General features: G+C 57.5%; 19 protein-coding genes. 8 read left to right on the top strand and 11 right to left on the bottom strand.

Going from position 1 to position 20,876, the window contains the following annotated elements; all coding sequences use genetic code 11:
- Window positions 1-75: 75 nt before the first annotated feature.
- The 5 genes from QLG07_RS21060 to ftsY all read right to left on the bottom strand — a co-directional run bounded on the left by QLG07_RS21060 (window position 76) and on the right by ftsY (window position 5,372).
- A complete protein-coding gene (locus QLG07_RS21060) occupies window positions 76-921 on the bottom strand; it encodes an AraC family transcriptional regulator (protein ID WP_282470106.1) in 846 nt (281 codons plus the stop codon).
- Between the two features lie 179 nt (window positions 922-1,100).
- The gene (gene rpoH / locus QLG07_RS21055; protein ID WP_048917739.1) at window positions 1,101-1,955 is read right to left on the bottom strand and encodes an RNA polymerase sigma factor RpoH; all 855 of its coding nucleotides are present in this window, start codon (window positions 1,953-1,955) and stop codon (window positions 1,101-1,103) included.
- 291 nt (window positions 1,956-2,246) lie between these two features.
- Window positions 2,247-3,239 (bottom strand): permease-like cell division protein FtsX, encoded by a 993-nt coding sequence (gene ftsX, locus QLG07_RS21050; RefSeq protein WP_048917740.1) that lies wholly within the window; start codon window positions 3,237-3,239, stop codon window positions 2,247-2,249.
- A complete protein-coding gene (ftsE, locus tag QLG07_RS21045) occupies window positions 3,229-3,897 on the bottom strand; it encodes a cell division ATP-binding protein FtsE (protein ID WP_048917741.1) in 669 nt (222 codons plus the stop codon). Before ftsE ends, ftsX begins: the two co-directional genes overlap by 11 nt.
- 5 nt (window positions 3,898-3,902) lie before the next feature.
- Window positions 3,903-5,372: a signal recognition particle-docking protein FtsY gene (ftsY, locus tag QLG07_RS21040; protein WP_282470105.1), complete on the bottom strand. Its 1,470-nt coding sequence runs from the start codon at window positions 5,370-5,372 to the stop codon at window positions 3,903-3,905.
- A gap of 168 nt (window positions 5,373-5,540) precedes the next feature.
- On the opposite strand from ftsY, the gene rsmD reads away from it, so the two are divergent.
- Together rsmD and QLG07_RS21030 are read left to right on the top strand one after the other, a co-directional pair.
- Window positions 5,541-6,146, top strand: a complete 606-nt coding sequence (gene rsmD, locus QLG07_RS21035) for a 16S rRNA (guanine(966)-N(2))-methyltransferase (RefSeq protein WP_048917743.1) — start codon at window positions 5,541-5,543, stop codon at window positions 6,144-6,146.
- On the top strand, window positions 6,136-6,405 hold the full coding sequence (locus QLG07_RS21030) for a DUF1145 family protein (protein WP_048917744.1): 270 nt from the start codon (window positions 6,136-6,138) through the stop codon (window positions 6,403-6,405). The genes rsmD and QLG07_RS21030 overlap by 11 nt, the downstream gene beginning before the upstream one ends.
- Before the next feature lie 34 nt (window positions 6,406-6,439).
- Here the strand turns inward: QLG07_RS21030 and QLG07_RS21025 are convergent, their stop codons facing one another.
- Window positions 6,440-6,799: a DUF2500 domain-containing protein gene (locus tag QLG07_RS21025; RefSeq protein ID WP_282470104.1), complete on the bottom strand. Its 360-nt coding sequence runs from the start codon at window positions 6,797-6,799 to the stop codon at window positions 6,440-6,442.
- A 133-nt stretch (window positions 6,800-6,932) separates the two neighbouring features.
- Between QLG07_RS21025 and QLG07_RS21020 the strand changes: the two genes are divergently transcribed.
- Together QLG07_RS21020 and QLG07_RS21015 are read left to right on the top strand one after the other, a co-directional pair.
- A complete protein-coding gene (locus QLG07_RS21020) occupies window positions 6,933-7,559 on the top strand; it encodes a lysoplasmalogenase (protein WP_048917746.1) in 627 nt (208 codons plus the stop codon).
- A gap of 93 nt (window positions 7,560-7,652) precedes the next feature.
- Window positions 7,653-9,923, top strand: coding sequence for a zinc/cadmium/mercury/lead-transporting ATPase (locus QLG07_RS21015; RefSeq protein ID WP_282470103.1), 2,271 nt, complete (start codon window positions 7,653-7,655; stop codon window positions 9,921-9,923).
- Between the two features lie 326 nt (window positions 9,924-10,249).
- On the opposite strand, the gene tusA is transcribed toward QLG07_RS21015, so the two are convergent.
- The gene (gene tusA, locus QLG07_RS21010; RefSeq protein WP_048917748.1) at window positions 10,250-10,495 is read right to left on the bottom strand and encodes a sulfurtransferase TusA; all 246 of its coding nucleotides are present in this window, start codon (window positions 10,493-10,495) and stop codon (window positions 10,250-10,252) included.
- Between the two features lie 208 nt (window positions 10,496-10,703).
- Between tusA and QLG07_RS21005 the strand changes: the two genes are divergently transcribed.
- Both QLG07_RS21005 and QLG07_RS21000 read left to right on the top strand, forming a co-directional pair.
- A complete protein-coding gene (locus tag QLG07_RS21005) occupies window positions 10,704-11,369 on the top strand; it encodes a 7-cyano-7-deazaguanine/7-aminomethyl-7-deazaguanine transporter (RefSeq protein WP_048917749.1) in 666 nt (221 codons plus the stop codon).
- Between the two features lie 97 nt (window positions 11,370-11,466).
- Window positions 11,467-12,024 carry a DcrB family lipoprotein gene (locus tag QLG07_RS21000; RefSeq protein WP_048917750.1) on the top strand — a complete coding sequence of 186 codons (558 nt, stop codon included), beginning with the start codon at window positions 11,467-11,469 and terminating at the stop codon, window positions 12,022-12,024.
- A 94-nt stretch (window positions 12,025-12,118) separates the two neighbouring features.
- Here QLG07_RS21000 and iolE read toward each other — a convergent pair whose 3' ends face one another.
- The 4 genes from iolE to iolD all read right to left on the bottom strand — a co-directional run bounded on the left by iolE (window position 12,119) and on the right by iolD (window position 17,101).
- A complete protein-coding gene (gene iolE / locus QLG07_RS20995; RefSeq protein WP_282470145.1) occupies window positions 12,119-13,015 on the bottom strand; it encodes a myo-inosose-2 dehydratase in 897 nt (298 codons plus the stop codon).
- A 41-nt stretch (window positions 13,016-13,056) separates the two neighbouring features.
- Window positions 13,057-13,941 (bottom strand): sugar phosphate isomerase/epimerase family protein, encoded by an 885-nt coding sequence (locus tag QLG07_RS20990; protein ID WP_048917752.1) that lies wholly within the window; start codon window positions 13,939-13,941, stop codon window positions 13,057-13,059.
- A gap of 75 nt (window positions 13,942-14,016) precedes the next feature.
- Entirely contained in the window at window positions 14,017-15,027 is a 1,011-nt protein-coding gene (locus tag QLG07_RS20985; protein WP_048917753.1) for a Gfo/Idh/MocA family oxidoreductase, read from the bottom strand.
- A 133-nt stretch (window positions 15,028-15,160) separates the two neighbouring features.
- On the bottom strand, window positions 15,161-17,101 hold the full coding sequence (gene iolD, locus QLG07_RS20980) for a 3D-(3,5/4)-trihydroxycyclohexane-1,2-dione acylhydrolase (decyclizing) (protein ID WP_187497369.1): 1,941 nt from the start codon (window positions 17,099-17,101) through the stop codon (window positions 15,161-15,163).
- 546 nt (window positions 17,102-17,647) lie between these two features.
- Here iolD and iolC point away from each other — a divergent pair.
- Together iolC and QLG07_RS20970 are read left to right on the top strand one after the other, a co-directional pair.
- Window positions 17,648-19,570: a 5-dehydro-2-deoxygluconokinase gene (gene iolC / locus QLG07_RS20975; protein WP_282470102.1), complete on the top strand. Its 1,923-nt coding sequence runs from the start codon at window positions 17,648-17,650 to the stop codon at window positions 19,568-19,570.
- Window positions 19,571-19,788: 218 nt separating this feature from the next.
- Window positions 19,789-20,643: a MurR/RpiR family transcriptional regulator gene (locus QLG07_RS20970; protein WP_048917756.1), complete on the top strand. Its 855-nt coding sequence runs from the start codon at window positions 19,789-19,791 to the stop codon at window positions 20,641-20,643.
- Window positions 20,644-20,876 lie beyond the last annotated feature (233 nt).

The following is a 20,876-nucleotide window of genomic DNA, read 5'->3' as shown; positions in this document are numbered from 1 at the left end:
GAATTACGTGGCGTCAGGTTAGAGAAACGGGTAATTAAAATATTGAACAAAATTGCCGGGAGAAGAGAGACCAAACTAGCCAGGAAAGCGTAATGAGCGGATAAACTCTCCGGGAGTGACGCCCATCGAATTTTTGAAATGACGGGTGAAATGGCTCTGATCGGAGAAACCACAGCGTGCCGCAACAGCGGGGATCGTCTCACCCTTAACCAACAGCTCACGCGCTTTTCGAAGTCTGGCCTGGATTAACCAGCCATGCGGAGGCATTCCCACAACCTGCTTAAACTGGCGCAGAAAATGCCAGGGACTAAGCTGCACAAGATCTGAAAGCTGTTTCAACGACCAGTTTTGCTCCGGGCAGGCAGTCATCAGGTCCTTGACCTGAAGGATCATCGATTTTGCGCAGGGTAACTGACCTGGAGACGTGGGCGTACGGCTGTAGCGCATGATCAGCCAGCAGACGGCCGTGAGTAGTAATGACTCTTTCAGCAGACTATTGCCCGCAACAGGCAACATATTAAAGACGAGTTGTAGCTGGGCGGACAACCCGGGATCGTGCACTACCGCATCAGGAAACCACGGAATGATCCCTTGCTCATGCCTCAGATCGCCAGTGATCTGGCGCAGCAGTTCGGGGTGAGGATATATTGCCCGATATGCCCAGCCATTCTCGACTTCAGCACATCCCGTATGCACTTCATCGGCATTGACCAGAATGATATCGCCTGTGGGTGCAACGTGCTCCCCTCCCCCACGCCAGAAGCGTTGGGCGCCTTCTTCGATCACGCCGATACAGAACGTTTCATGTACGTGTCGCGGAAAGCGCCGACGATAGTACCTGGCTTCAAGCATATCGAGACCATCAAATTCATCCAGATGATGCATTGTGGCCTGCTCTTTTGGCTCTTTCTCCTCCATCATACGTTCTTACTCCCTGTCAGAACCTGGAACAAAATTGCTGATAGTTGAAAAATATTTATGTTTTATTTTAGGCAGCATCGCACCGCAAAGCCAGCACGACAGAAACGCCATACAAACAAAAACACCGCCTGACAGGCGGTGTTGATCAATGTGCTGAAAAAAATACTGAACGACTGCGGTTACGCTTCGATAGCCAGACGCAGTTTCTTCATCGCGTTCTTTTCCAGCTGGCGCACGCGCTCGGCGGAAACGCCATACTGGTCAGCCAGCTCCTGCAGCGTGGTTTTGTTATCATCGTCCAGCCAGCGGGCGCGGATGATGTGCTGGCTACGTTCATCCAGCCCCTGCATCGCATCGCTCAGCTTATCGGCGGCGTGATCTTCCCAATTATCCTCTTCAATGCCGTTAGCAAAGTCAGAAGATTTATCCTGCAGATAAAGCATTGGCGCCATGGAGCGGCCTTCGCCTTCGTCATCCGGCGTTGGGTCAAAGGTCATGTCCTGGGCCGCCATACGCGACTCCATTTCACGCACGTCTTTACTGCTGACGCCCAGCTCACGCGCCACCATTTCCACTTCGTCCTGGTTAAACCAGCCTAAACGCTGCTTAGTTTTACGCAGGTTAAAGAACAGCTTACGCTGTGCTTTGGTGGTGGCGACTTTCACGATGCGCCAGTTACGCAGCACGTATTCGTGAATTTCGGCTTTGATCCAGTGAACGGCGAATGACACCAGGCGCACACCCACTTCCGGGTTGAAACGGCGCACGGCTTTCATCAGGCCGATGTTACCTTCCTGAATAAGGTCTGCCTGCGGCAGTCCGTAACCGGAATAGTTACGAGCGACATGAACAACAAAGCGCAGGTGAGACAGGATCAGCGTTTTTGCTGCTTCCAGATCGCCCTGGTAATGCAGCCGTTCAGCCAACGCTTTTTCCTCTTCTGCCGTCAGCATAGGCCAGGCATTAGCCGCCCGGATGTAAGAATCCAGGTTGCCTAAAGGAGCAATAGCTAAAGTTTGCATATCTTTGGTCATTCAAACCCTCTCTGTGTTAAGCAAATTACCGCGTCATTCCGTGAACCGCCCATAAGACTACGTGAACGGACAGCAGAAGCAAACGCAATCTGTGCTAACGATGTTACCGATTACTTATTAAGACGCTAAAGTTATCCACAAGTTCAATTCAGGCAGTGGATATTTTACAAACAGCATGCTGTGCGGACAAGAGGCCAGAATTGCAGGGGGAAGTGACAGTTTGATGAACTTCCTCTGCGGCTAACGTTCACGCAGCAGAGGAAGATTATATCAAAAAAACGTGTACATGGGTTACTGCGGCGTAAATCGACGTAAATGTTGCACCGTGGCCAGCCACGCGGCTATCCAGCCAATCATCGCGGCAATCAACAGCAGCAGCAGGCTCTCATCCCACGCCAGGCCATGCAGCGCGAAGGTGGTGCCAAACACCGAAGCCACCTGCGTCACCACCGATTCAAGACGCAGCACCAGCACCTGCGACAGCACCAGCGACAGCAGCGCACCGGCAAAGCCGAGCATCGCGCCGCCGTACAGGAACGGCCGCAGGATAAAGCCGTCGGTGGCGCCGATCAGCTTCTGCACATTGATGGTGTCGCGCCGCGCAAAGATGCTCAGGCGCACGCTGTTACCGATCACCAGGAACACCGCGATAATCATCAGGACGCCAATCATCGCTGCCACCTGGCCCACCAGCCCGGTCAGCGCCGCAAGGCGGGCAAACCAGCTGTCATCCATCTTCACTTCATCAATGCCCTGCACTTTCGACACGCGGTCGCGCAGGCTGTTCATGGTGTCGGAATTCTGGAAATTGAGCTTCGGTGTGATAATCGCCACCGCCGGCAGCGGGTTCTGCTCCAGCATATCCATCGCGCCGCCAAAGCCGGACCAGTTACGGAACTCGCCCTGCGCCTCTTCCCGCGACAGATAGTTAACTTTTTCCACGCCCTCTTCTTTCTTCAGCTGCGCGACCACGCTTTCGGCGGCGTCGTCATCCAGCGTTTTGCTGAGGTAAACCGTCAGCTGCGGGGCCGGGTACCACTGCTCTGCGGCCTGGCTGACGTTCTTCCAGACCATGTAGCAGACGCTCGGCAGCGTCAGAGAGATAGCGATAACCATCACCGTCAGCAGCGTCGCCAGCGGCTGGCGCCACATATCAGACAGCGAACCGTGCATCGCATAGCGCCACTGCTCCTGCCAGCCGCCCTTCAGCGCTTTGCTTTTTGACGGCTGCTTCTGCTTCACCGCTTTGGCTGCCGCCGGGCGCGGATTACGTTTATTCACCACGATGACCTCCGTGCAGACGTCCCTGGTTGAGCGTCATCAGTCGATAGTTACGGCTGCCGATCAGCCCCATATCATGGGTCGCCATCAGCACGGTAACGCCGACGCGGTTAAACTCTTCGAACAGGCGCAGAATGCCTGCCGACAGCGCTTCATCAAGGTTACCGGTCGGTTCATCCGCCAGCAGCACCGCCGGTTTGTTCACCACCGCACGGGCAATGCCCACGCGCTGCTGCTCACCGCCGGACAGCTGGATAGGAAAACTTTTCGCTTTGTCGAGCAGGCCCACTTTATCCAGCGCGGCCGACACGCGGCGGCGGATATCTTCCCCGCTCGCCCCGGCGATGATCAGCGGGATAGCCACATTGTCATACACTGAGCGGTCCATCAGCAGATGGTGATCCTGGAAGATCATCCCGATCTGGCGGCGCAAAAACGGCACTTCACGGCTTTTCAGACGGCTGATGTCGTGGCCGCCAAACCAGATATGCCCGGCGCTCGGGCGCTCAATGCCACAGATCAGCTTCAGCAAGGTACTTTTACCTGCCCCGGAATGTCCGGTCAGAAACGCCATTTCACCGGGACGCAGATGAAAATCTACCCCCTGCAGCGCTTGCCGACCGCCGAGATAAGCCTTACTGACTTGTTCAAAGCGAATCATCCTAATTAGTCCTCTCGGGCAAAAAGTGCCTCAATAAAATCGTCAGCCTTAAACGATCGCAAATCTTCAATACCTTCGCCAACGCCGATATAGCGAATAGGAATGTTGAACTGGTCCGCCACCGAGAAGATCACGCCACCTTTCGCCGTACCGTCCAGCTTGGTGAGGGTGATCCCGGTCAGGCCCACGGCCTCGTGGAACAGTTTAGTCTGGCTGATAGCATTCTGGCCGGTGCTGGCATCAATCGTCAGCATCACCTCGTGCGGCGCCTGGTCGTCGAGCTTCTTCATCACGCGGGTGATTTTTTTCAGCTCTTCCATCAGGTGTGATTTATTTTGCAGACGCCCGGCGGTATCGGCGATCAGCACGTCAACGTGGCGCGCTTTAGCCGCCTGGATGGCATCAAAAATCACCGACGCGGAATCCGCACCGGTATGCTGCGCGACCACCGGAATATTGTTGCGCTGGCCCCACACCTGCAGCTGTTCAACCGCTGCGGCGCGGAAAGTATCGCCCGCCGCCAGCATCACCGACTTCCCTTCGGCCTGGAACTGACGCGCCAGCTTGCCGATGGTGGTGGTTTTGCCCACGCCGTTCACGCCAACCATCAGGATAACAAACGGGGTTTTACCGCTCACATCCAGTGGCTGTTCCACTTTAGAGAGGATGGCGGCCATATCGGTTTTCAGCAGGCCGTATAGCGCTTCGGCATCGCGCAGCTCTTTGCGGCTGGCCTGAGCGGTGAGGTTGCTGATAATACGGCGGGTGGTTTCCATCCCGACGTCGGCAATCAGCAGCTGCTCTTCCAGCTCTTCAAACAGGTCGTCGTCAATTTTCTTACCGCGGAACAGGCTGATAAAGCCGGAACCGAGGTTTTGACGGGTCTTCACCAGGCTGCGCTTCAGGCGGGCAAAGAAGCCCTCTTTACCTGGGCGCTCCTGCTCGACCACCGCCGCTGCAACCACTTCAGCTTCTTCAGGCTCTTCAGCCTCTTCAGCGCTCTCTTCGATGATTTCGGCGGCCAGCGCTGCGTCAACCGGCTCCGCTGCCAGCGCGGCGGCTTCAAGCGACGCGTCGTCAATCACCTCTTCTTCTTCAGCGGCAATCTCTTCCGGCAGGATCTCTTCTTCTACAGCAGTAATCACCTCGGGTTCTGGGGTCACCACGACAGGCTCAGGTTCAGCCGCTATCGGTGCTGCAACCACACGCGCTTCTTCCGCCTGCTGTTCCGCCACGCTCTGCGTGACCGCCACAATCTCTTCTGCCACTTTTTCAGGGGCAGGTTCCGGCTCGGCTAGCGATGTTGATGGCGCGTCAGAGGCAGGGGTTGCTTCAGCAGCCGGTGTGTCTTCAGCAACGGGGGTATCGGCAGAGGGCTGCTGTTCTAACGTTTCTTTTACCTCTTCCTCAGGCGCTTTCTCGTCACGCCCCAGGCCCAGCCAGGAAAAAAAGCCACGTTTTTTATTCTTTGCCATGTTGCAACCACACTCCTCGTGGGGAAAACCATTCTGGTGTATAAAGAGACTGATAATTAATCCCTTAGTCTAACACTTTCTGCAGAGAGCATCACAGCACCCTTTTTACGTTTCCTCCGCCCGGTTAGCCCGTTAAACTGTGCAACAAATTATTAAGAGTTCAGTGAGATGACAAAGAAACCCCGCAGCGGCGCAGCCGGGCAAATACGTATCATTGGCGGCCTTTGGCGCGGCCGTAAGCTGCCGGTCCCGGACAGCGAAGGGCTGCGCCCGACCACCGACCGCGTGCGCGAAACCCTGTTTAACTGGCTGGCGGCCGATATTCAGCAGGCCAAGTGCCTCGACTGCTTCGCCGGAAGCGGTGCTCTCGGGCTGGAAGCGCTGTCGCGTCATGCAGGCAGCGCCACCCTGCTGGAGCTGGAGCGCCCGGTGGCGCAGCAGCTGGAAAAAAATCTCGCTACGCTGGGGGCAAAGAACGCGCGCGTCGTGAACACTAACACGTTGCAGTTCCTTGCTCAGAAAGGGGAGCCACATCAGCTGGTGTTTATCGACCCGCCGTTTCGCAAGGGATTACTGGAGCAGACCAGCACGCTGCTGGAAAGCAACGGCTGGCTGAGCGATGATGCGCTGGTGTATGTTGAGAGCGAAGTGGAACACGGCCTGCCGCCAGTGCCGGTAAACTGGCAGCTGCACCGGGAAAAAATTGCCGGGCAGGTGGCTTACCGCCTGTATATTCGCCACGCTAATGATAAGGAAACGTCAAATGTTGATTAATGCTGGCCGCGTGTTGATGCTGTTCGTCTGGGCTTTTTTACTGCTCAACCTGGTTCACCCTTTTCCCAAACCGCTGACGTATTTCGTCAACGTCGCGCTGTTTTTCATGGTGATCATGCACGGGCTACAGCTGGTGCTGATGCGCTCTACCCAGCCACCCGGCGCGGAAAAGCTCAGCGGCGTAACCCAGGCCAAAGTGTTTTTCTTTGGCGTGTTCGAACTGCTGGCGTGGCAAAAGAAGAATTATCCGAAGCAGTAAGTGCTGCCCCTGGCTTAAAAGCATCAACGCCTTATCAGCGAGAGGCGTTGGTGCTGAACGAAACGAATCTTGTGCCTTTGACCTTCAACTCTCCCTTCACGCCCTTATCAATCTGATGATAATCGCCAGGGTTCAGCTCCAGCGTGAAATCCCCTGCGCCATTAAGCGGATGAAACCACGCCTCGTAGCGCATATCCTCCACCGGAATATTCTCGCGCTGGCGCGAGCGGCGGTTCGGCGCCGGAAATTCCCGTTTGGTTTTCACTTCCACAATCAGGCTGCGCACCGGCGAAGCGTCGTTAACCGCGACTTCACGCCGCTGTTTGATAAACTGACGCGTGGCTAAGATGGCAATAATGGCCAGCACGATAAAAAAGATGAGAGGTGGCTTCATGTTTCTTCCTCCTCCTGGAGGCAAAGTCAGCAGTGCGGCTAAGCATACAACCGGAGCCCTCTCATTGTCACATCGCGCCCGCTTAACCTAAACTGATTGTCAGTTGTGGAGTTTTTAATCTAAGGATAACAATATGATTTGGTCTTTCCTTGCGGTTCTTTTTTCCGGCTGGCTGTATGTCGACGCCTCTTACCGCGGCCCGCAGTGGCAGCGCTGGGTGTTTAAGCCCGTTACCCTGCTGCTGCTGCTGGCATGGGCGTGGCAGGCGCCGGTACTGAAAACCACGGACTATCTGATCCTGTTTGGCCTGCTGGCAACGCTGGTTGGGGATGCCCTGACGCTGCTGCCCAATAAGCGCATGCTGTACGCCATTGGCGCATTTTTCCTCTCGCACCTGCTGTATACCCTGTGCTTCGCCAGCCAGATGACGCTGAGCTTCTTCTGGCCGATCCCGCTCACTTTGCTGATTATCGGTGCGGCGCTGATCGCCACCGTGTGGAGCAGGCTGGAGGAGCTGCGCTGGCCAATCTGCACCTTTATCGGCATGACGATACTGATGGTGTGGCTGGCCGCAGAGCAATATTTCTTCCGCCCGACCGACTACAGCTTTACCCTGGTCGCCGGTGCCGGGTTGCTGCTATTAGCCAATATTGTCTGGTTAATCAGCCACTACCGTCGCCGCTTTAACGCCGACCGGGCGATTATTGCCGCCTGCTACTTTGCCGGTCACTTTATGATCGTGCGCTCCCTGTGGCTGTAAGCTGAGTTGACGCTTGACTCTGGAGTGGACTCCAGAGTGTAAGATGGGTGACTGGCGGGCACTGAAGCCCGCCGTCACCGGTCAGGAGGCGTTATGCACCAGCACTCTTCTTGCGGTTGTGGTCACTGCCACGCCAGCAAACAACACGGATGCAGCACCCGCCCGCGTCCCGTTATCAGCAAAATCACTTCCGTCAGCGCGGCCAGCGTTGAGGCGCCCTGCTGCGCCGAATCATCCTGCAGTCCCACCGGGGCTGACCCGCTTGATGAGGGCGACAGGCCCGGCTCCGGCACGCGTTTCAGCTGGCAGGTCAGCGGGATGGACTGCCCAAGCTGCGCGCGTAAAGTGGAAACCGCCGTCAGGCAGCTGCCCGGGATTCACCAGGCACGCGTCGTGTTCGCCAGTGAGAAGCTGCTGGTCGACTGCGCAGACGACAGGCGCAGCGATGTCGAGCAGGCCGTGTCACGCGCAGGGTTCCAGCTGCAGCGCAGCGACGCGGCCCCAGCGGCGAAAGCCGAAGTCAGCTTCTGGCGGGAGAATCTCAGCCTGATAGCCCTGGTCGTACTGATGGCCATCAGCTGGCTGCTTAACAGCTTCAACCATCCGGCCGGCAACCTCGCCTTTATCGCCACCACGCTGGTGGGCGTCTGGCCAATTGCCCGCAGCGCGCTGCGCCTGATGCGCAGCGGGTCACCGTTCTCGATTGAAACCCTGATGAGCGTGGCCGCTATTGGTGCGCTGTTTATCGGTGCCACCGCAGAAGCGGCGATGGTGCTGCTGCTGTTTATGCTCGGCGAGCGGCTGGAGTCCTTCGCTGCCGGTCGCGCGCGCAAAGGGGTCACGGCGCTGATGGCGCTGAAGCCGGACGTTGCCCTGCGCGTCAGCAACGGCCAGCGCGCAAGCGTGGCGGTCAGCGCGCTGCGTCCGGGCGATGTGATTGAAGTGGCCGCCGGAGCGCGCCTGCCCGCCGATGCCAGCCTGCTTAGCCCCTTTGCCAGCTTCGACGAAAGCGCCCTGACCGGCGAGTCGATCCCGGTTGAGCGCCAGCAGGGCGAGAAAATCAGCGCCGGTTGCCTGAGCGTTGACCGTCTGGTGCAGCTGCAGGTGGTTTCCGAGCCGGGCAACAGCGCGATTGACCGCATTCTGCATCTGATTGAAGAGGCCGAAGAGCGCCGTGCGCCGATTGAGCGCTTCCTTGACCGCTTTAGCCGCATCTACACCCCGGTGATTATGCTGATGGCGCTGCTGGTCGCCATCGTGCCGCCGCTGCTGTTTGCCGCCGCGTGGCAGCCGTGGATCTATAAAGGGCTGACCCTGCTGCTGATCGGCTGCCCTTGCGCGCTGGTGATCTCCACCCCCGCCGCGATCACTTCCGGGCTGGCCGCCGCTGCGCGCCGTGGTGCGCTGATTAAAGGCGGCGCCGCGCTGGAAAGCCTCGGCAGCGTGCGCACCATCGCTTTTGATAAAACCGGCACGCTGACCGAGGGCAAGCCGCAGGTCACCGCGCTGCTGCCGCTGGCGGGCAGTGATGAGGACCAGCTGCTGGCCACCGCCGCCGCGGTTGAACAGGGTTCTTCACACCCGCTGGCGCAGGCGATTGTTGCCGCCGCCGCCGGGCGCTCGCTGATATTGCCTGAAGCCACCGATCAGCGCGCTCTGGCCGGCAGCGGCGTGGAGGCAAAAGTTAGTGGGCGCTTACTTTCCATTAGCTCCCCGACTAAACTGCCTTCAATGCTGCTCGCTCCCCAGCAGCAGGTGGTGGAAGAGCTGGAGAGCGCCGGCAATACCGTGGTGCTGCTGCATGACGCTGCGCAGCTGCTGGGGATTATCGCCCTGCGCGATACGCTGCGCGCCGATGCCCGGGGCGCGCTGGCAGAGCTGCAAGCGCTGGGGATTAATGGCGTGATGCTGACCGGAGACAACCCGCGTGCTGCCGCCGCGATTGCCGCCGAGCTGGGGATTGACTACCGCGCCGGGCTGCTGCCGGCAGACAAGGTGGCGGCGGTCAGCGCGCTGAACGCTAAGCAGCCGGTGGCGATGGTCGGTGACGGCATTAACGATGCGCCAGCGATGAAGGCCGCGACCATCGGCATTGCGATGGGCAGCGGCAGCGATGTGGCGCTGGAGACCGCCGACGCGGCGCTGACCCATAACCGCCTTAGCGGGCTGGCGGCGATGATCCGCCTGTCGCGCGCCACCCACGCCAATATCCGCCAGAACGTGGCGCTGGCGCTGGGGCTTAAGGGGATTTTTCTGCTGACCACGCTGCTGGGGATCACCGGCCTGTGGCTGGCGGTTCTGGCAGATTCGGGGGCTACCGCGTTAGTAACCGCTAACGCATTGCGACTGTTGCGCAAGAAATAACAGGCTGTCAACTTCACTATCCTGTAGGGGCTGCCCCTCCTTTTCGGCCAGCCCGCCATGGGTAGAGCGGAAAATGGTCGCCCCCTGCGGAGATCGGCATACGGGTAGGGCATGCCCGACCCCTACGGAGATCGGCATACGGGTCGGGCATGCCCGACCCCTACGGAGATCGGCATACGGGTCGGGCGTGCCCGACCCCTACGGAGATCGGCATACGGCTCGGGCATGGTCGCCCCCTGCGGAGATCGGCATACGGGTTGGGCATGCCCGACCCCTGCGGAGATCGGCGTACGGGTCGGGCATGCCCGACCCTGGTTTTATACGGGCTATAACCCTTTCTTCAACAAAAACTGATACGGCATCGCCTCGGTGTTCTCGGCCACCAGCGTGTGTTCCATAAAACGGCAGAAGCCGGGGATATCGCGTTTAGTGGCCGGGTCATCGGCGATGATCAGCAGGGTTTCACCCTCCTGCATATGACGCACGGTTTTGCGCACCATCATTACCGGTTCCGGGCAGCGCAGGCCCAGCGCATCAAGGGTCTGGTCGGGATTAGCGAAGAGGTCGCTCATGATATTCTCAATCTGGGATGACAAACTGCCGCCTATTTTAACGCCAGCCGCACCGCGTGCAAGGGATCAATCCAACGATAACGTTTGCGCTAAAATTAACCATTGCAATAGCAGGCTAAAACGGTAAGATGCCGCGAAATCGTACCGACGATTAAAATTTTTCTTATGGGTTCCCTCACCCCATTTCTACATAAAAAGGCTGATAACGATGATCGCTTTTACTGCGCGTCAGCGCACCCACGCGCTGGTCTGGCTCTCCCTGTTTCACCTGCTGGTGATCACCTCCAGTAACTACCTGGTCCAGCTGCCGGTGGCCATTTTTGGCCTGCACACCACCTGGGGTGCCTTCAGCTTCCCGTTTATCTTCCTCGCTACCGACCTGACCGTGCGTATTTTTGGCGCTCCGCTGGCACGCCGCATTATTCTGGCGGTGATGATCCCGGCGCTGGCGATCTCTTACGTTATCTCCGCACTGTTCTATCAGGGCGAATGGCAGGGCTTAGCCGCGCTGTCTCAGATGAACCTGTTTGTTGCCCGCATCGCCTGCGCCAGCTTTATGGCTTACGCGCTGGGCCAGATCTTAGACGTGCACGTCTTTAACCGCCTGCGCCAGAAAGCAGCATGGTGGATGGCCCCGGCGGCCGCGATGTTCCTCGGCAATATCAGCGACACGCTGGCATTCTTCTTTATCGCCTTCTATAAAAGCCCGGACCCGTTTATGGCCACGCACTGGGTGGAGATCGCACTGGTGGATTACAGCTTCAAAGTGCTGATCTGCATGGTGTTCTTCCTGCCTGCCTATGGGGTGCTGCTTAACACCGCGCTCAAGCGTCTGGCCAGGACGCCCGCGCGTACCCATGTAAACTTTGGTTAGGACGCGATCTGCAATCGTTGTTAAGTTGCTTTTAGCCGCTGAATACGCTTGTATAAGTGCCTGATAAAGACGCGACTACTGTAGAAAAGGGACCCTGATGCGTAACTTACTAAAATATGCCGGAATAGCAGTTCTGGTGGCTGGCCTGGCCGCCTGCGATGGCAAAAAAGACAAAGACGCTGCCGATGACAATGGCACCAGCAGCAGCCAGTCTACCCAGAACGTCACTCTGATGGACGGTAAGCTGAGCTTTACCCTGCCGCCGGGCATGTCGGATAAGAGCGGCAAGCTCGGGACTCAGGCCAATAATATGCACGTCTACGCCGATGAATCCGGCCAGAGAGCGATTATTGTGATTGATGGTGAGAGCACCAATGAAGGGCTGGACGTGCTGGCAGGCCGCCTGGAAGCGCAGCAGCGCAACCGCGATGCCCAACTGCAGGTGGTGACTAACAAAGCGATCACCGTCAAGGGTCAGCCGCTACAGCAGCTGGATACCGTAATCTCTGCCAACAACCAGTCTTCATGGTCTTCCGTGGTGCTGGGCAAAGTTGATGGCAAACTGTTGACGCTGCAAATCACCCTGCCTGCGGATAATCAGCAGCAGGCGCAGACCGAAGCGGAAAGCATTATCAATACCATTACGTTGAAATAGAGCATGTTCTGCAGGGGCTGACCCTCTTTTACGGTCAGCCCGCTAAAGGTCGACCAGTAAAGCGGTCGACCCCTACAGATTACCGGGGTTAATTCTACAAACCGGTATTTTCGCGGATATATTTGCGCGCTTTCACTGCATATTCAAACGGGTTCGCCAGCGCCGGGTCCTGCTCTGCTTCCACCACCATCCAGCCTTTGTAGCCGAAATCGTCGAGGATTTTAAACACCGGTTTGAAATCAATGACGCCATCACCCGGTACGGTAAAGGTGCCTTTCTTCACGCCATCCAAAAACGACAGCTTCTGGCTCTTCACCTGCGCCACCACCTCATCACGCACGTCTTTCAGATGCACATGGTTAATGCGCGGCAGATATTTCGTCAGGATATCCAGCATCGCCTGATGGCTGCCTTCCGAGTAGTACGCATGGCCGGTGTCAAACAGCAGATAGACGTCATCATTGGTTGCCGCCATAAAGCGATCAATTTCTGCCGTGGTCTGGATGCCGGTGCCCATATGGTGATGCAGGCCAACCGTCATGCCTTTCTCCGCCGCCAGCTTAGCCAGTTCGTTATAACCTTCTGCGGTCAGGCGCCACTGCTCGTCGCTAAACAGCGGTTTCTCTTCCAGCACCGCTTTAGTGGTGCCCTGAATGCTCAGGCTCTGCTCTGAACAACCGATCACCCTGGCGCCCATTGCGTGCAGGAAATCGCGGTGGTTGATGAACTCATCAATGGTTTTCGCTTTGTCACCGTTGGCAAAAAAGGTACTGAACCAGGCGTTAACAATCTGCACGCCGCGAATATCCAGCATCGGCTTCAGCACCGCTGGATCGCGCGGATATTTGCTGCCCACTTCGCTGCCGGTAAAGCCTGCCAGCGCCATTTCACTGACGATCTGCTGGAAGGTGTTCTCGCTACCCAGCTCCGGCATATCATCGTTGGTCCAGCCAATCGGGGCGATCGCCAGCTTCACGTTCTCTTTATTCATTTGCATGTTGATACCTCAAAAGACGGCCGCAGCCGCCTGGTTCATTTGCTCAGCAGTTCACGCTCGATAAGCTCGCGCGTGGCGACCGCCTGAACAGGCATTTTTTCCGGGTAACCAAACAGGGAAGAGGCAATAATCGACTCGCCACCGACTTTATAAGTGCGGTTAGCAAAGTCCATATCGCGCAGCGTCTGGAACAGCGTCGGGAAGTCCACTTCCCCTTCGCCCACGCCCACGTGCTGGTGAATCGTGGCGTCAACGCCAGGCGGGTTCACAATATAGCGGCAGTGTTTGGTGTGGTTCATGGTGTCAGCGATCAGCACGTGCGACAGGTCACCGCCTGCGTACTCCAGCATGCTCTTCACGTCGCCTTTTCCTTTGTCGTAGAAGAAGGTGTGCGGCACGCTGTACAGGTATTTGACGTTCTCACTGCGAAACGATTTCACCAGATCGGCGGTTTCGTTGTTCTCTTCGCAAAAATCCCACGGGTGCGACTGGATTTCGATGCGGATGCCTTCACGTTCGACGATCGGCAGAATTTCTTCCATCGAGCGATAGAACATCTCTTCACAAATTTCGGGTTCGTTCGGGGTTCCCGACAGCTCGGTGTTGATCACCTGCACGCCGGTTTCCACCGCAATTTCAATCATCCGCTTCCAGTTGCGTACGGCAGCCTGACGCCGCGCTTCGTCCGGGCCGGACCAGCGATACACCACGATGTACGAGGAGATTTCTAACCCGGTCTCGCGCAGCGCGTTTTTGTACTCGGTAATGATTTCGCGGCTGGCTTTTGGATGCTTATAGAACGGGTTGATCTGCGGATGCGGGGACTGTTCAATATATTGATAGCCCCAGTCAGCCACCTGGTGAACCATTTTTGTGATGCCTAAATCTCGAATGACATCCACATCAAAGGCAATTTTCATCAGACTCTCCGTGCTAAATCAGTACGCTGTATAACGACGTTCCCCCGCCGCAATCGGCGGGGTAAGGCGCAGCCATTAAAGATAAAAAGAGGGGCGCTGCGGCAGTTCCACCGCCTCAATCGCGCCGCTTTCCTGCGCCTTCAGGCAGGCATCGGCAGCCACGGAAGCGGCATAGCCGTCCCAGGCGGATGGCCCGGTCAGCTTGCCCGCGGTGGCATCATTAATAAATGCCTGCAGCTCAACGTCATAGGCATCGATAAAGCGGTCTTTCCAGTCGGTCAGGATCGCGGTTGAGAGATTGGCACTTTTGCGCATCTGCACGGCGGATGGCTCAGGCAGCTTAGCGATCCCCTCTTCCCCCACCACTTCACACTGGATGTCGTAGCCGTAAGCGCAGTTAACGAAGATCTCCACGTCAATGCGGATACCTTTACGGGTTTCAAACAGCACTACCTGCGGGTCGCGCAGCTTGCCGTGGGTTTTTGACGTGGAGCGCGGGAACACCACCTGCACCGATTTGTAATCGTCTTCGGTTAGCCAGCGCAGCACGTCCAGCTCGTGGATCAGCGTGTTGGTGATCGCCATATCGGTGGTGTAGTTTTCCGGCACGGTCGGGTTGCGGTGTGCGCAGTGCAGCATCAGCGGCTCGCCGATCTCCCCCTGCTGAATCACCTTTTTCAGCGCACGATAGCCGCTGTCGTACGGGCGCATAAAGCCTACCTGCACCAGGCGCTTACCAAATTTGATTTCGGCATCGACGATACGGCGGCAACCCTCGGCGCTCATTGCCAGCGGCTTCTCGCAGAACACCGGCTTACCGGCTGCAATCGCGGCCAGGGTAAACTCTTCGTGCGTGGGGTCCCAGGAGGTCACCAGCAGCGCATCCACGTTCGGGGAGTTCACCACGTCGTGACCGTTAGCAAACACCTCGGCTTCAATACCGATGCGCGTCAGAGCGGCTTTCGCACCGTCAACGTTGATATCAGAAACGGCCACCACCTGGGCACCCTGCAGCACTTTGCTACAGCGGCGAATGTGTTCCTGGCCAATGGCGCCCGTTCCGATTACACCTAATTTCAATGTCATAACAGGTCCTTACTTGTAGGGTTTATCCCCGCCATACTTCAAGCTGCATGTGCGTTGGCAGCAACTCGAATTATTTTGGGTATATAGCGGGCGCGTTAACGCCCGCATGGTAAAAGCACAGCAAAAAGTAAAATTAGTATTCCCGAGCCTGGTCGATATGTTGGTTCAGCATGCGGGCCACGGCGTCTACGCGCTCTGAGTTGGATACCTGGGCACCGCCTACGCGCCACCAGCTGAAGTATTTGTGGATCATGGTTTTCGGCAGCACTTTAATGTCGATCAGGGTGGATACCGTCTGCTTCTGCGCATCCGCCAGCGCCGCTTCCAGCTGCTCCAGCGTGGTCACACGATAGGTCTTACAGCCGTAACCGGCCGCAATCGCCGCGAAGTCGACCGGCACAAAGCCACCGTCCAGCTTGCCCCCTTCGCCATTACGGAAGCGGAACTCGGTGGTAAAGCTGTCCATGCCGTGCTCCATCTGCAGGTTGTTGATGCAGCCGTTGGTCATGTTGTCGAACAGGATCACGTTGATCTTGGCGCGCTCCTGGATCGAGGTCACCAGCTCGGAGTGCAGCATCATAAATGAGCCGTCGCCGACGAAGGTGTAAACCTCGCGATGTGGCTCAGCCAGCTTTACGCCCAGTGAAGCGTTGACCTCGTAGCCCATGCAGGAGTAGCCATACTCGACGTGATAGCTGTTGTAATCTTTGTTGCGCCACATGCGCTGCAGGTCGCCCGGCAGGCTGCCTGCGGCCGCGACAATCACTGCATCCTTTGGGAGATGCTCATTGAGCGTGCCCAGCACGCTGCTCTGAGTCAGGTAAGAACCGGTCAGGCGGTTAAACTCGGCCCACACCGCGTCACGGTCCATATGGTCATCGATCTCCGGCACGTAGTCGGCACCGCTGTAAACGGAGGAGTAAACGCGCTGGGTCTCTTTCAGCAGTTTGCTCTGCGCCTGGGATACTTTTTCACCCCAGCCGCTGCTGAAGCCGGTCGTCGCCAGGCGGCTCTCCAGCGCGATCAGCGCTTCCCGGGCATCGGCCACCACCTGAACGGCATCGAGCTTATAGGCGTCAAAATTACTGACGTTAATGTTGATGTAGTTGACGTCGGGGTTCTGGAAAATCCATTTCGAGGCGGTGGTAAAGTCGGTGTAACGCGTCCCGATACCTATCACCAGATCGGCCTCTTTCGCCAGCAGGTTGGCCGCCAGGCAGCCGGTTTCACCCACGCCGCCCACATTCAGCGGGTGGTCGGAAACCACGGTGCCTTTCCCGGCCTGAGTTTCGGCAAATGGAATGTTGTAGCGCTCGGCGAACGCCACCAGCGCCTCGCCCGCGCCGGAGTATTTCACCCCACCGCCGCAGACAATCATCGGCTTCTTCTTACCGGCAATCAGCGCTAACGCATCGGCCAGCTGGCCTTCGGTCGGCAGACGGCGCTCCAGGCGATGTACGCGCTTCTGAAAGAAGTAATCAGGGAAATCATAGGCTTCACCCTGCACGTCCTGCGGCAGTGATATCGTCACCGCGCCGGTTTCCGCCGGGTCGGTCAGCACGCGCATGGCGTTAATGCAGGCGGTCATCAGCTGCTCAGGGCGGCTGACGCGGTCCCAGTATTTACTCACGGCGCGGAAGGCATCGTTGGTGCTGATGCTGAGGTCGTGGCTCTGCTCAATCTGTTGCAGCACCGGGTCCGGCTGGCGCGTGGCGAACACGTCGCCCGGCAGCAGCAGCAGCGGAATGCGGTTAGCGGTGGCGGTGGCGGCTGCGGTGACCATGTTGGCCGCGCCCGGGCCAACGGAAGAGGTACAGGCGATGATTTCGCGGCGCAGTTTCTGCTTGGCAAAACCGATAGCCGCATGCGCCATACCCTGCTCGTTTCGGCCCTGATGCACCACAAGGTCACCGCTGTCCTGCTCCAGCGCCTGGCCTAAGCCCAGCACGTTGCCGTGACCAAAGATAGCGAAAATGCCCTTCACAAACTTGGTTTCAACGCCGTCTACCGACAGATACTGATTATCCAGGAATCTGACCAGAGCCTGTGCCGTGGTTAATCTCGTCTTGCCCATTTGCTCTTCCTTTGTGGTTCGACGGCCGCATCTTTAGGTCGGCCGGGGTTCGCATTTATGGTCGCCTTATGCGCAAAACGGCGACAGCTGTAAGTGAAACGTGGGACGATTATAAACAAATATTTTTTTCACCAAACACAATTACAGAAGAAACATTTCATTTTGCGAGAGAGATCAAATTCTGCGGTGAAACGGGGATGCAAGGGGGGATCGCCAGCGAGTAAATGAAACGATAACAGGATCTTCAGTCATAAATGAGAAAAATCGTTTCACTTCAATATGTTCGCCGATCGGTCAGGACAAAGTTGCGAGGCCGCTCACATCTCTGTCATAGCGCGGAATACTCCCTGCCAGCCGCACGGTGAAATCAGCGATACAAGAGTTTTAACCACCTCACACTTTTGGGGTAATAATTTCATTTCATATTGAATTTGAAATTTTTATTCCTCATACTTTGCTCATGTAAGATCCGGAATCGATCGGGCATTCAAGCCACTGATCTGCTGGAGAAGCTCAACAGGGTCAGCTAAAGAGGAAAAAACAGGTATGACTACACAACAGAAGCGGCTTGATGTGATTTGTATCGGACGCATCGCCGTCGACCTTTATGGCCAGCAGATCGGTGCACGCCTTGAAGATGAAACCACCTTTGCCAAGTATCTTGGCGGTTCCTCTGGCAATGTGGCTTACGGCACGGCAATTCAGGGTCTGAAATCAGCGATGCTGGCCCGCGTGGGCGACGAACATATGGGCCGCTTCCTGCGCGAAGAGCTGCAGCGCGTCGGCTGTGATACCCAGAGCCTGATTACCGATAAAACCCGCCTGACCGGGCTGGTGATCTTAGGGATCAAAGATCAGGAAACCTTCCCGCTGGTATTCTACCGCGACAACTGCGCTGATATGGGCCTGGTGCCGGACGATATTCAGGAAGATTACATCGCCTCTGCCCGCGCCGTGGCCGTGACCGGGACGCATCTGTCACATCCCGATACCCGCGCCGCCGTGCTGAAAGCGCTGGAAATTGCGCGTAAAAATGGCCTGCGCACCGCGCTCGACATCGACTACCGCCCGGTATTATGGGGCCTGACCTCGCTGGGCGATGGCGAAACCCGCTTTGTCGAATCCGAACGCGTCACCCAGCAGCTACAGGAAGTGCTGCACTACTTTGATCTGGTGGTGGGCACCGAAGAGGAGTTCCACATCGCGGGCGGCAGCACCGACAGCCTGACCGCGCTAAAAAACGTGCGCAAAGCAACCAAAGCGACGCTGGTGTGCAAACGCGGCCCGCTGGGCTGTGTGGTATTTGAAGGCGAAATCCCGGACAGCTGGCAGCAGACTAAACTGCAAACCGGCGTGCGCGTGGAAGTGCTTAATGTGCTCGGCGCGGGTGATGCCTTTATGTCCGGCCTGCTGCGCGGCTGGCTGAACGATGAAAGCTGGGAACAGGCCTGCCGCTATGCCAACGCCTGCGGTGCGCTGGTGGTTTCGCGCCACGGCTGCGCCCCGGCGATGCCCACGAAAGAGGAGCTGGACGACTTCCTCAGCCGCGACCAAGAGGTCACCCGTCCGGATCTCGACCCGCGCCTCAACCACCTGCACCGCGTCACCACCCGCAAACAGCAGTGGCAGGAGCTGAACGTTTTCGCCTTCGACCATCGCAAGCAGCTGGCCGATATGGCCAGTGAGGCGGGAGTGGATGATTCACGCATCCCCGAGCTCAAGCTGCTGCTGCTGCAGGGTGCACAGCAAGCGGCGAAAGAGGCGGGCCTTGACGATGGCCGCAGCGGGATTCTGGCCGACACCACCTATGGCCAGCCGGCGCTGAACGCAATCACCGGCAAGGGCTGGTGGATTGGACGCCCGATCGAGCTGCCAGGCTCGCGCCCGCTGCGCCTGGAGCATGGCAACATCGGCTCGCAGCTGGTCGACTGGCCGCAGGAGCACGTAGTCAAGTGCCTGACCTTTTACCATCCGCATGACAGCGCCGAAATGCGCCAGCAGCAGGATGAGCTGATCCTTGACGTGTGGAACGGCTGTAACAAATCTGGCCACGAGCTGCTGCTGGAAGTGATCCTGCCCGACAGCAACCCGGATAAAGATGAGAAGCACTATCAGGAAATTCTCAGCCACTTCTACAGCTTAGGGATCCAGCCGGACTGGTGGAAGCTGCCGCCGCTGTCCCATGACTCCTGGCAGGCGATAGGCAAACTGATTGAGCAGCACGATGCGCACTGCCGCGGCATCCTGCTGCTGGGTCTGGACGCGCCGGAGGCCGAGCTGAAAGCCGGATTCGCCGCCGCCGCGAAATCGCCGTGGGTGAAGGGTTTCGCCGTCGGCCGCACCATCTTCGGCCAGCCGTCACGCCAGTGGCTGCAGGGTGAGCTGGATAACGCTGCGCTGATTGAGAAAGTGAAAAGTAATTATCTGACGCTGATTGGCTACTGGCGGGAAGCGCGCCCGGCGCAGTAAGCCGCGCGGCATCACACAGAGGGCGATCCGACACGGTCGCCCCTTTTTTTTGTCGTTTAGAATTTATATATCGCAGAAGCCCCATAGCTTGCGATTTTGTGAACCAATTCCCAACCCTGATGAAATAAAAGCCGCTGCTTTGACTATAAAGTGAAATTTTTTGTTCATCTGGTAGAATAACGCACAGAAGAACAACATTTTCCTTAGCGAGCCGAGCAATGAATAACAATCCCACCCAGCTTTCCCTGTTACAGGACGATATCCGTCGCCGTTACGACACCCTGAGTAAACGCCTGAAGCAGGTGGCTCGCTATATTCTGGATAACAGCAACAGCATCGCCTTTGATACCGTTGCCTCTATCGCCCAGCAGGCCGACGTGCCGCCTTCCACCCTGATCCGCTTCTCTAACGCCTTTGGTTTTAGTGGTTTCAATGAAATGAAGCAGGTGTTTCGTCAGCACCTGATGGAAGAGACCGTTAACTATACCGAGCGAGCACGTCTGTTCCGCCAGACCGCTACCGATGAGGCGCAGGGCGCGCCGGAAAGCCCGGCAGAAATCCTGAACGTCTTCACCATGGTCAATTCGCAGGCGCTGCAGCAGCTGGCGATGCAGGTTAATCCGGAACAGCTGGATAAAGCCGTGAAGCTGCTGGACGAGGCCGATAACATCTACGTGATTGGCCTGCGCCGCTCCTTTAGCGTCGCCTCTTATCTGACCTACGCGCTGCGCCACCTTGAGCGCCGCGCCTTCCTGATTGACGGCCTCGGCGGGATGTTTGCCGAACAGCTGAGCATGGTCAATCCGAAAGATGTGGTGATCGCCATCAGCTACTCGCCGTATGCGCGTGAAGCGGTGGAGCTGGTGGAGCTGGGTGCCAAACGCGGTGCGCATCAGATTGCGATCACCGACAGTCAGGTCAGCCCGCTGGCGGCGTTTAGCGACGTCTGCTTTGTGGTGCGTGAAGCGCAGGTGGATGGCTTCCGTTCCCAGGTCGCTTCACTCTGCCTGGCGCAGACGCTGGCGGTATCACTGGCGCTGACCAACGCCGACCCGAATAAACCGCGCCCATAAAAAAGGGCGACCGGAAAAAAGGTCGCCCCCTACGCACAGGTGCACTGAATTGGTGTAGGGGCTGACCCTCTTTTTCGGTCAGCCCGGTGTAAATCATCACCACGGGGCGACCGGAAAAAAGGTCGCCCCCTACGCACAGGTGCACTGAATTAGTGTAGAGGCTGACCCTCTTTTTCGCTCAGCCCGGTGTAAATCATCACCACGGGGCGACCGGAAAAAAGGTCGCCCCCTAC

The sequence above is a fragment of the Erwinia sp. V90_4 genome (genome assembly GCF_029967685.1).
In the GTDB taxonomy this organism is placed as follows: domain Bacteria; phylum Pseudomonadota; class Gammaproteobacteria; order Enterobacterales; family Enterobacteriaceae; genus Erwinia; species Erwinia aphidicola.
The sequence above is the reverse complement of the archived record's forward strand: the minus strand, read 5'-3'. Positions and strand labels throughout refer to the sequence as shown.

Coding starts and splice junctions, on each gene's coding strand:
- QLG07_RS21060 (WP_282470106.1), bottom strand. CDS start 921: ATGATGGAGGAGAAAGAGCCAAAAGAGCAGGCCACAATGCATCATCTG.
- rpoH (WP_048917739.1), bottom strand. CDS start 1,955: ATGACCAAAGATATGCAAACTTTAGCTATTGCTCCTTTAGGCAACCTG.
- ftsE (WP_048917741.1), bottom strand. CDS start 3,897: ATGATTCGCTTTGAACAAGTCAGTAAGGCTTATCTCGGCGGTCGGCAA.
- ftsY (WP_282470105.1), bottom strand. CDS start 5,372: ATGGCAAAGAATAAAAAACGTGGCTTTTTTTCCTGGCTGGGCCTGGGG.
- rsmD (WP_048917743.1), top strand. CDS start 5,541: ATGACAAAGAAACCCCGCAGCGGCGCAGCCGGGCAAATACGTATCATT.
- QLG07_RS21030 (WP_048917744.1), top strand. CDS start 6,136: ATGTTGATTAATGCTGGCCGCGTGTTGATGCTGTTCGTCTGGGCTTTT.
- QLG07_RS21025 (WP_282470104.1), bottom strand. CDS start 6,799: ATGAAGCCACCTCTCATCTTTTTTATCGTGCTGGCCATTATTGCCATC.
- QLG07_RS21020 (WP_048917746.1), top strand. CDS start 6,933: ATGATTTGGTCTTTCCTTGCGGTTCTTTTTTCCGGCTGGCTGTATGTC.
- QLG07_RS21015 (WP_282470103.1), top strand. CDS start 7,653: ATGCACCAGCACTCTTCTTGCGGTTGTGGTCACTGCCACGCCAGCAAA.
- tusA (WP_048917748.1), bottom strand. CDS start 10,495: ATGAGCGACCTCTTCGCTAATCCCGACCAGACCCTTGATGCGCTGGGC.
- QLG07_RS21005 (WP_048917749.1), top strand. CDS start 10,704: ATGATCGCTTTTACTGCGCGTCAGCGCACCCACGCGCTGGTCTGGCTC.
- QLG07_RS21000 (WP_048917750.1), top strand. CDS start 11,467: ATGCGTAACTTACTAAAATATGCCGGAATAGCAGTTCTGGTGGCTGGC.
- iolE (WP_282470145.1), bottom strand. CDS start 13,015: ATGAATAAAGAGAACGTGAAGCTGGCGATCGCCCCGATTGGCTGGACC.
- QLG07_RS20990 (WP_048917752.1), bottom strand. CDS start 13,941: ATGAAAATTGCCTTTGATGTGGATGTCATTCGAGATTTAGGCATCACA.
- QLG07_RS20985 (WP_048917753.1), bottom strand. CDS start 15,027: ATGACATTGAAATTAGGTGTAATCGGAACGGGCGCCATTGGCCAGGAA.
- iolD (WP_187497369.1), bottom strand. CDS start 17,101: ATGGGCAAGACGAGATTAACCACGGCACAGGCTCTGGTCAGATTCCTG.
- iolC (WP_282470102.1), top strand. CDS start 17,648: ATGACTACACAACAGAAGCGGCTTGATGTGATTTGTATCGGACGCATC.
- QLG07_RS20970 (WP_048917756.1), top strand. CDS start 19,789: ATGAATAACAATCCCACCCAGCTTTCCCTGTTACAGGACGATATCCGT.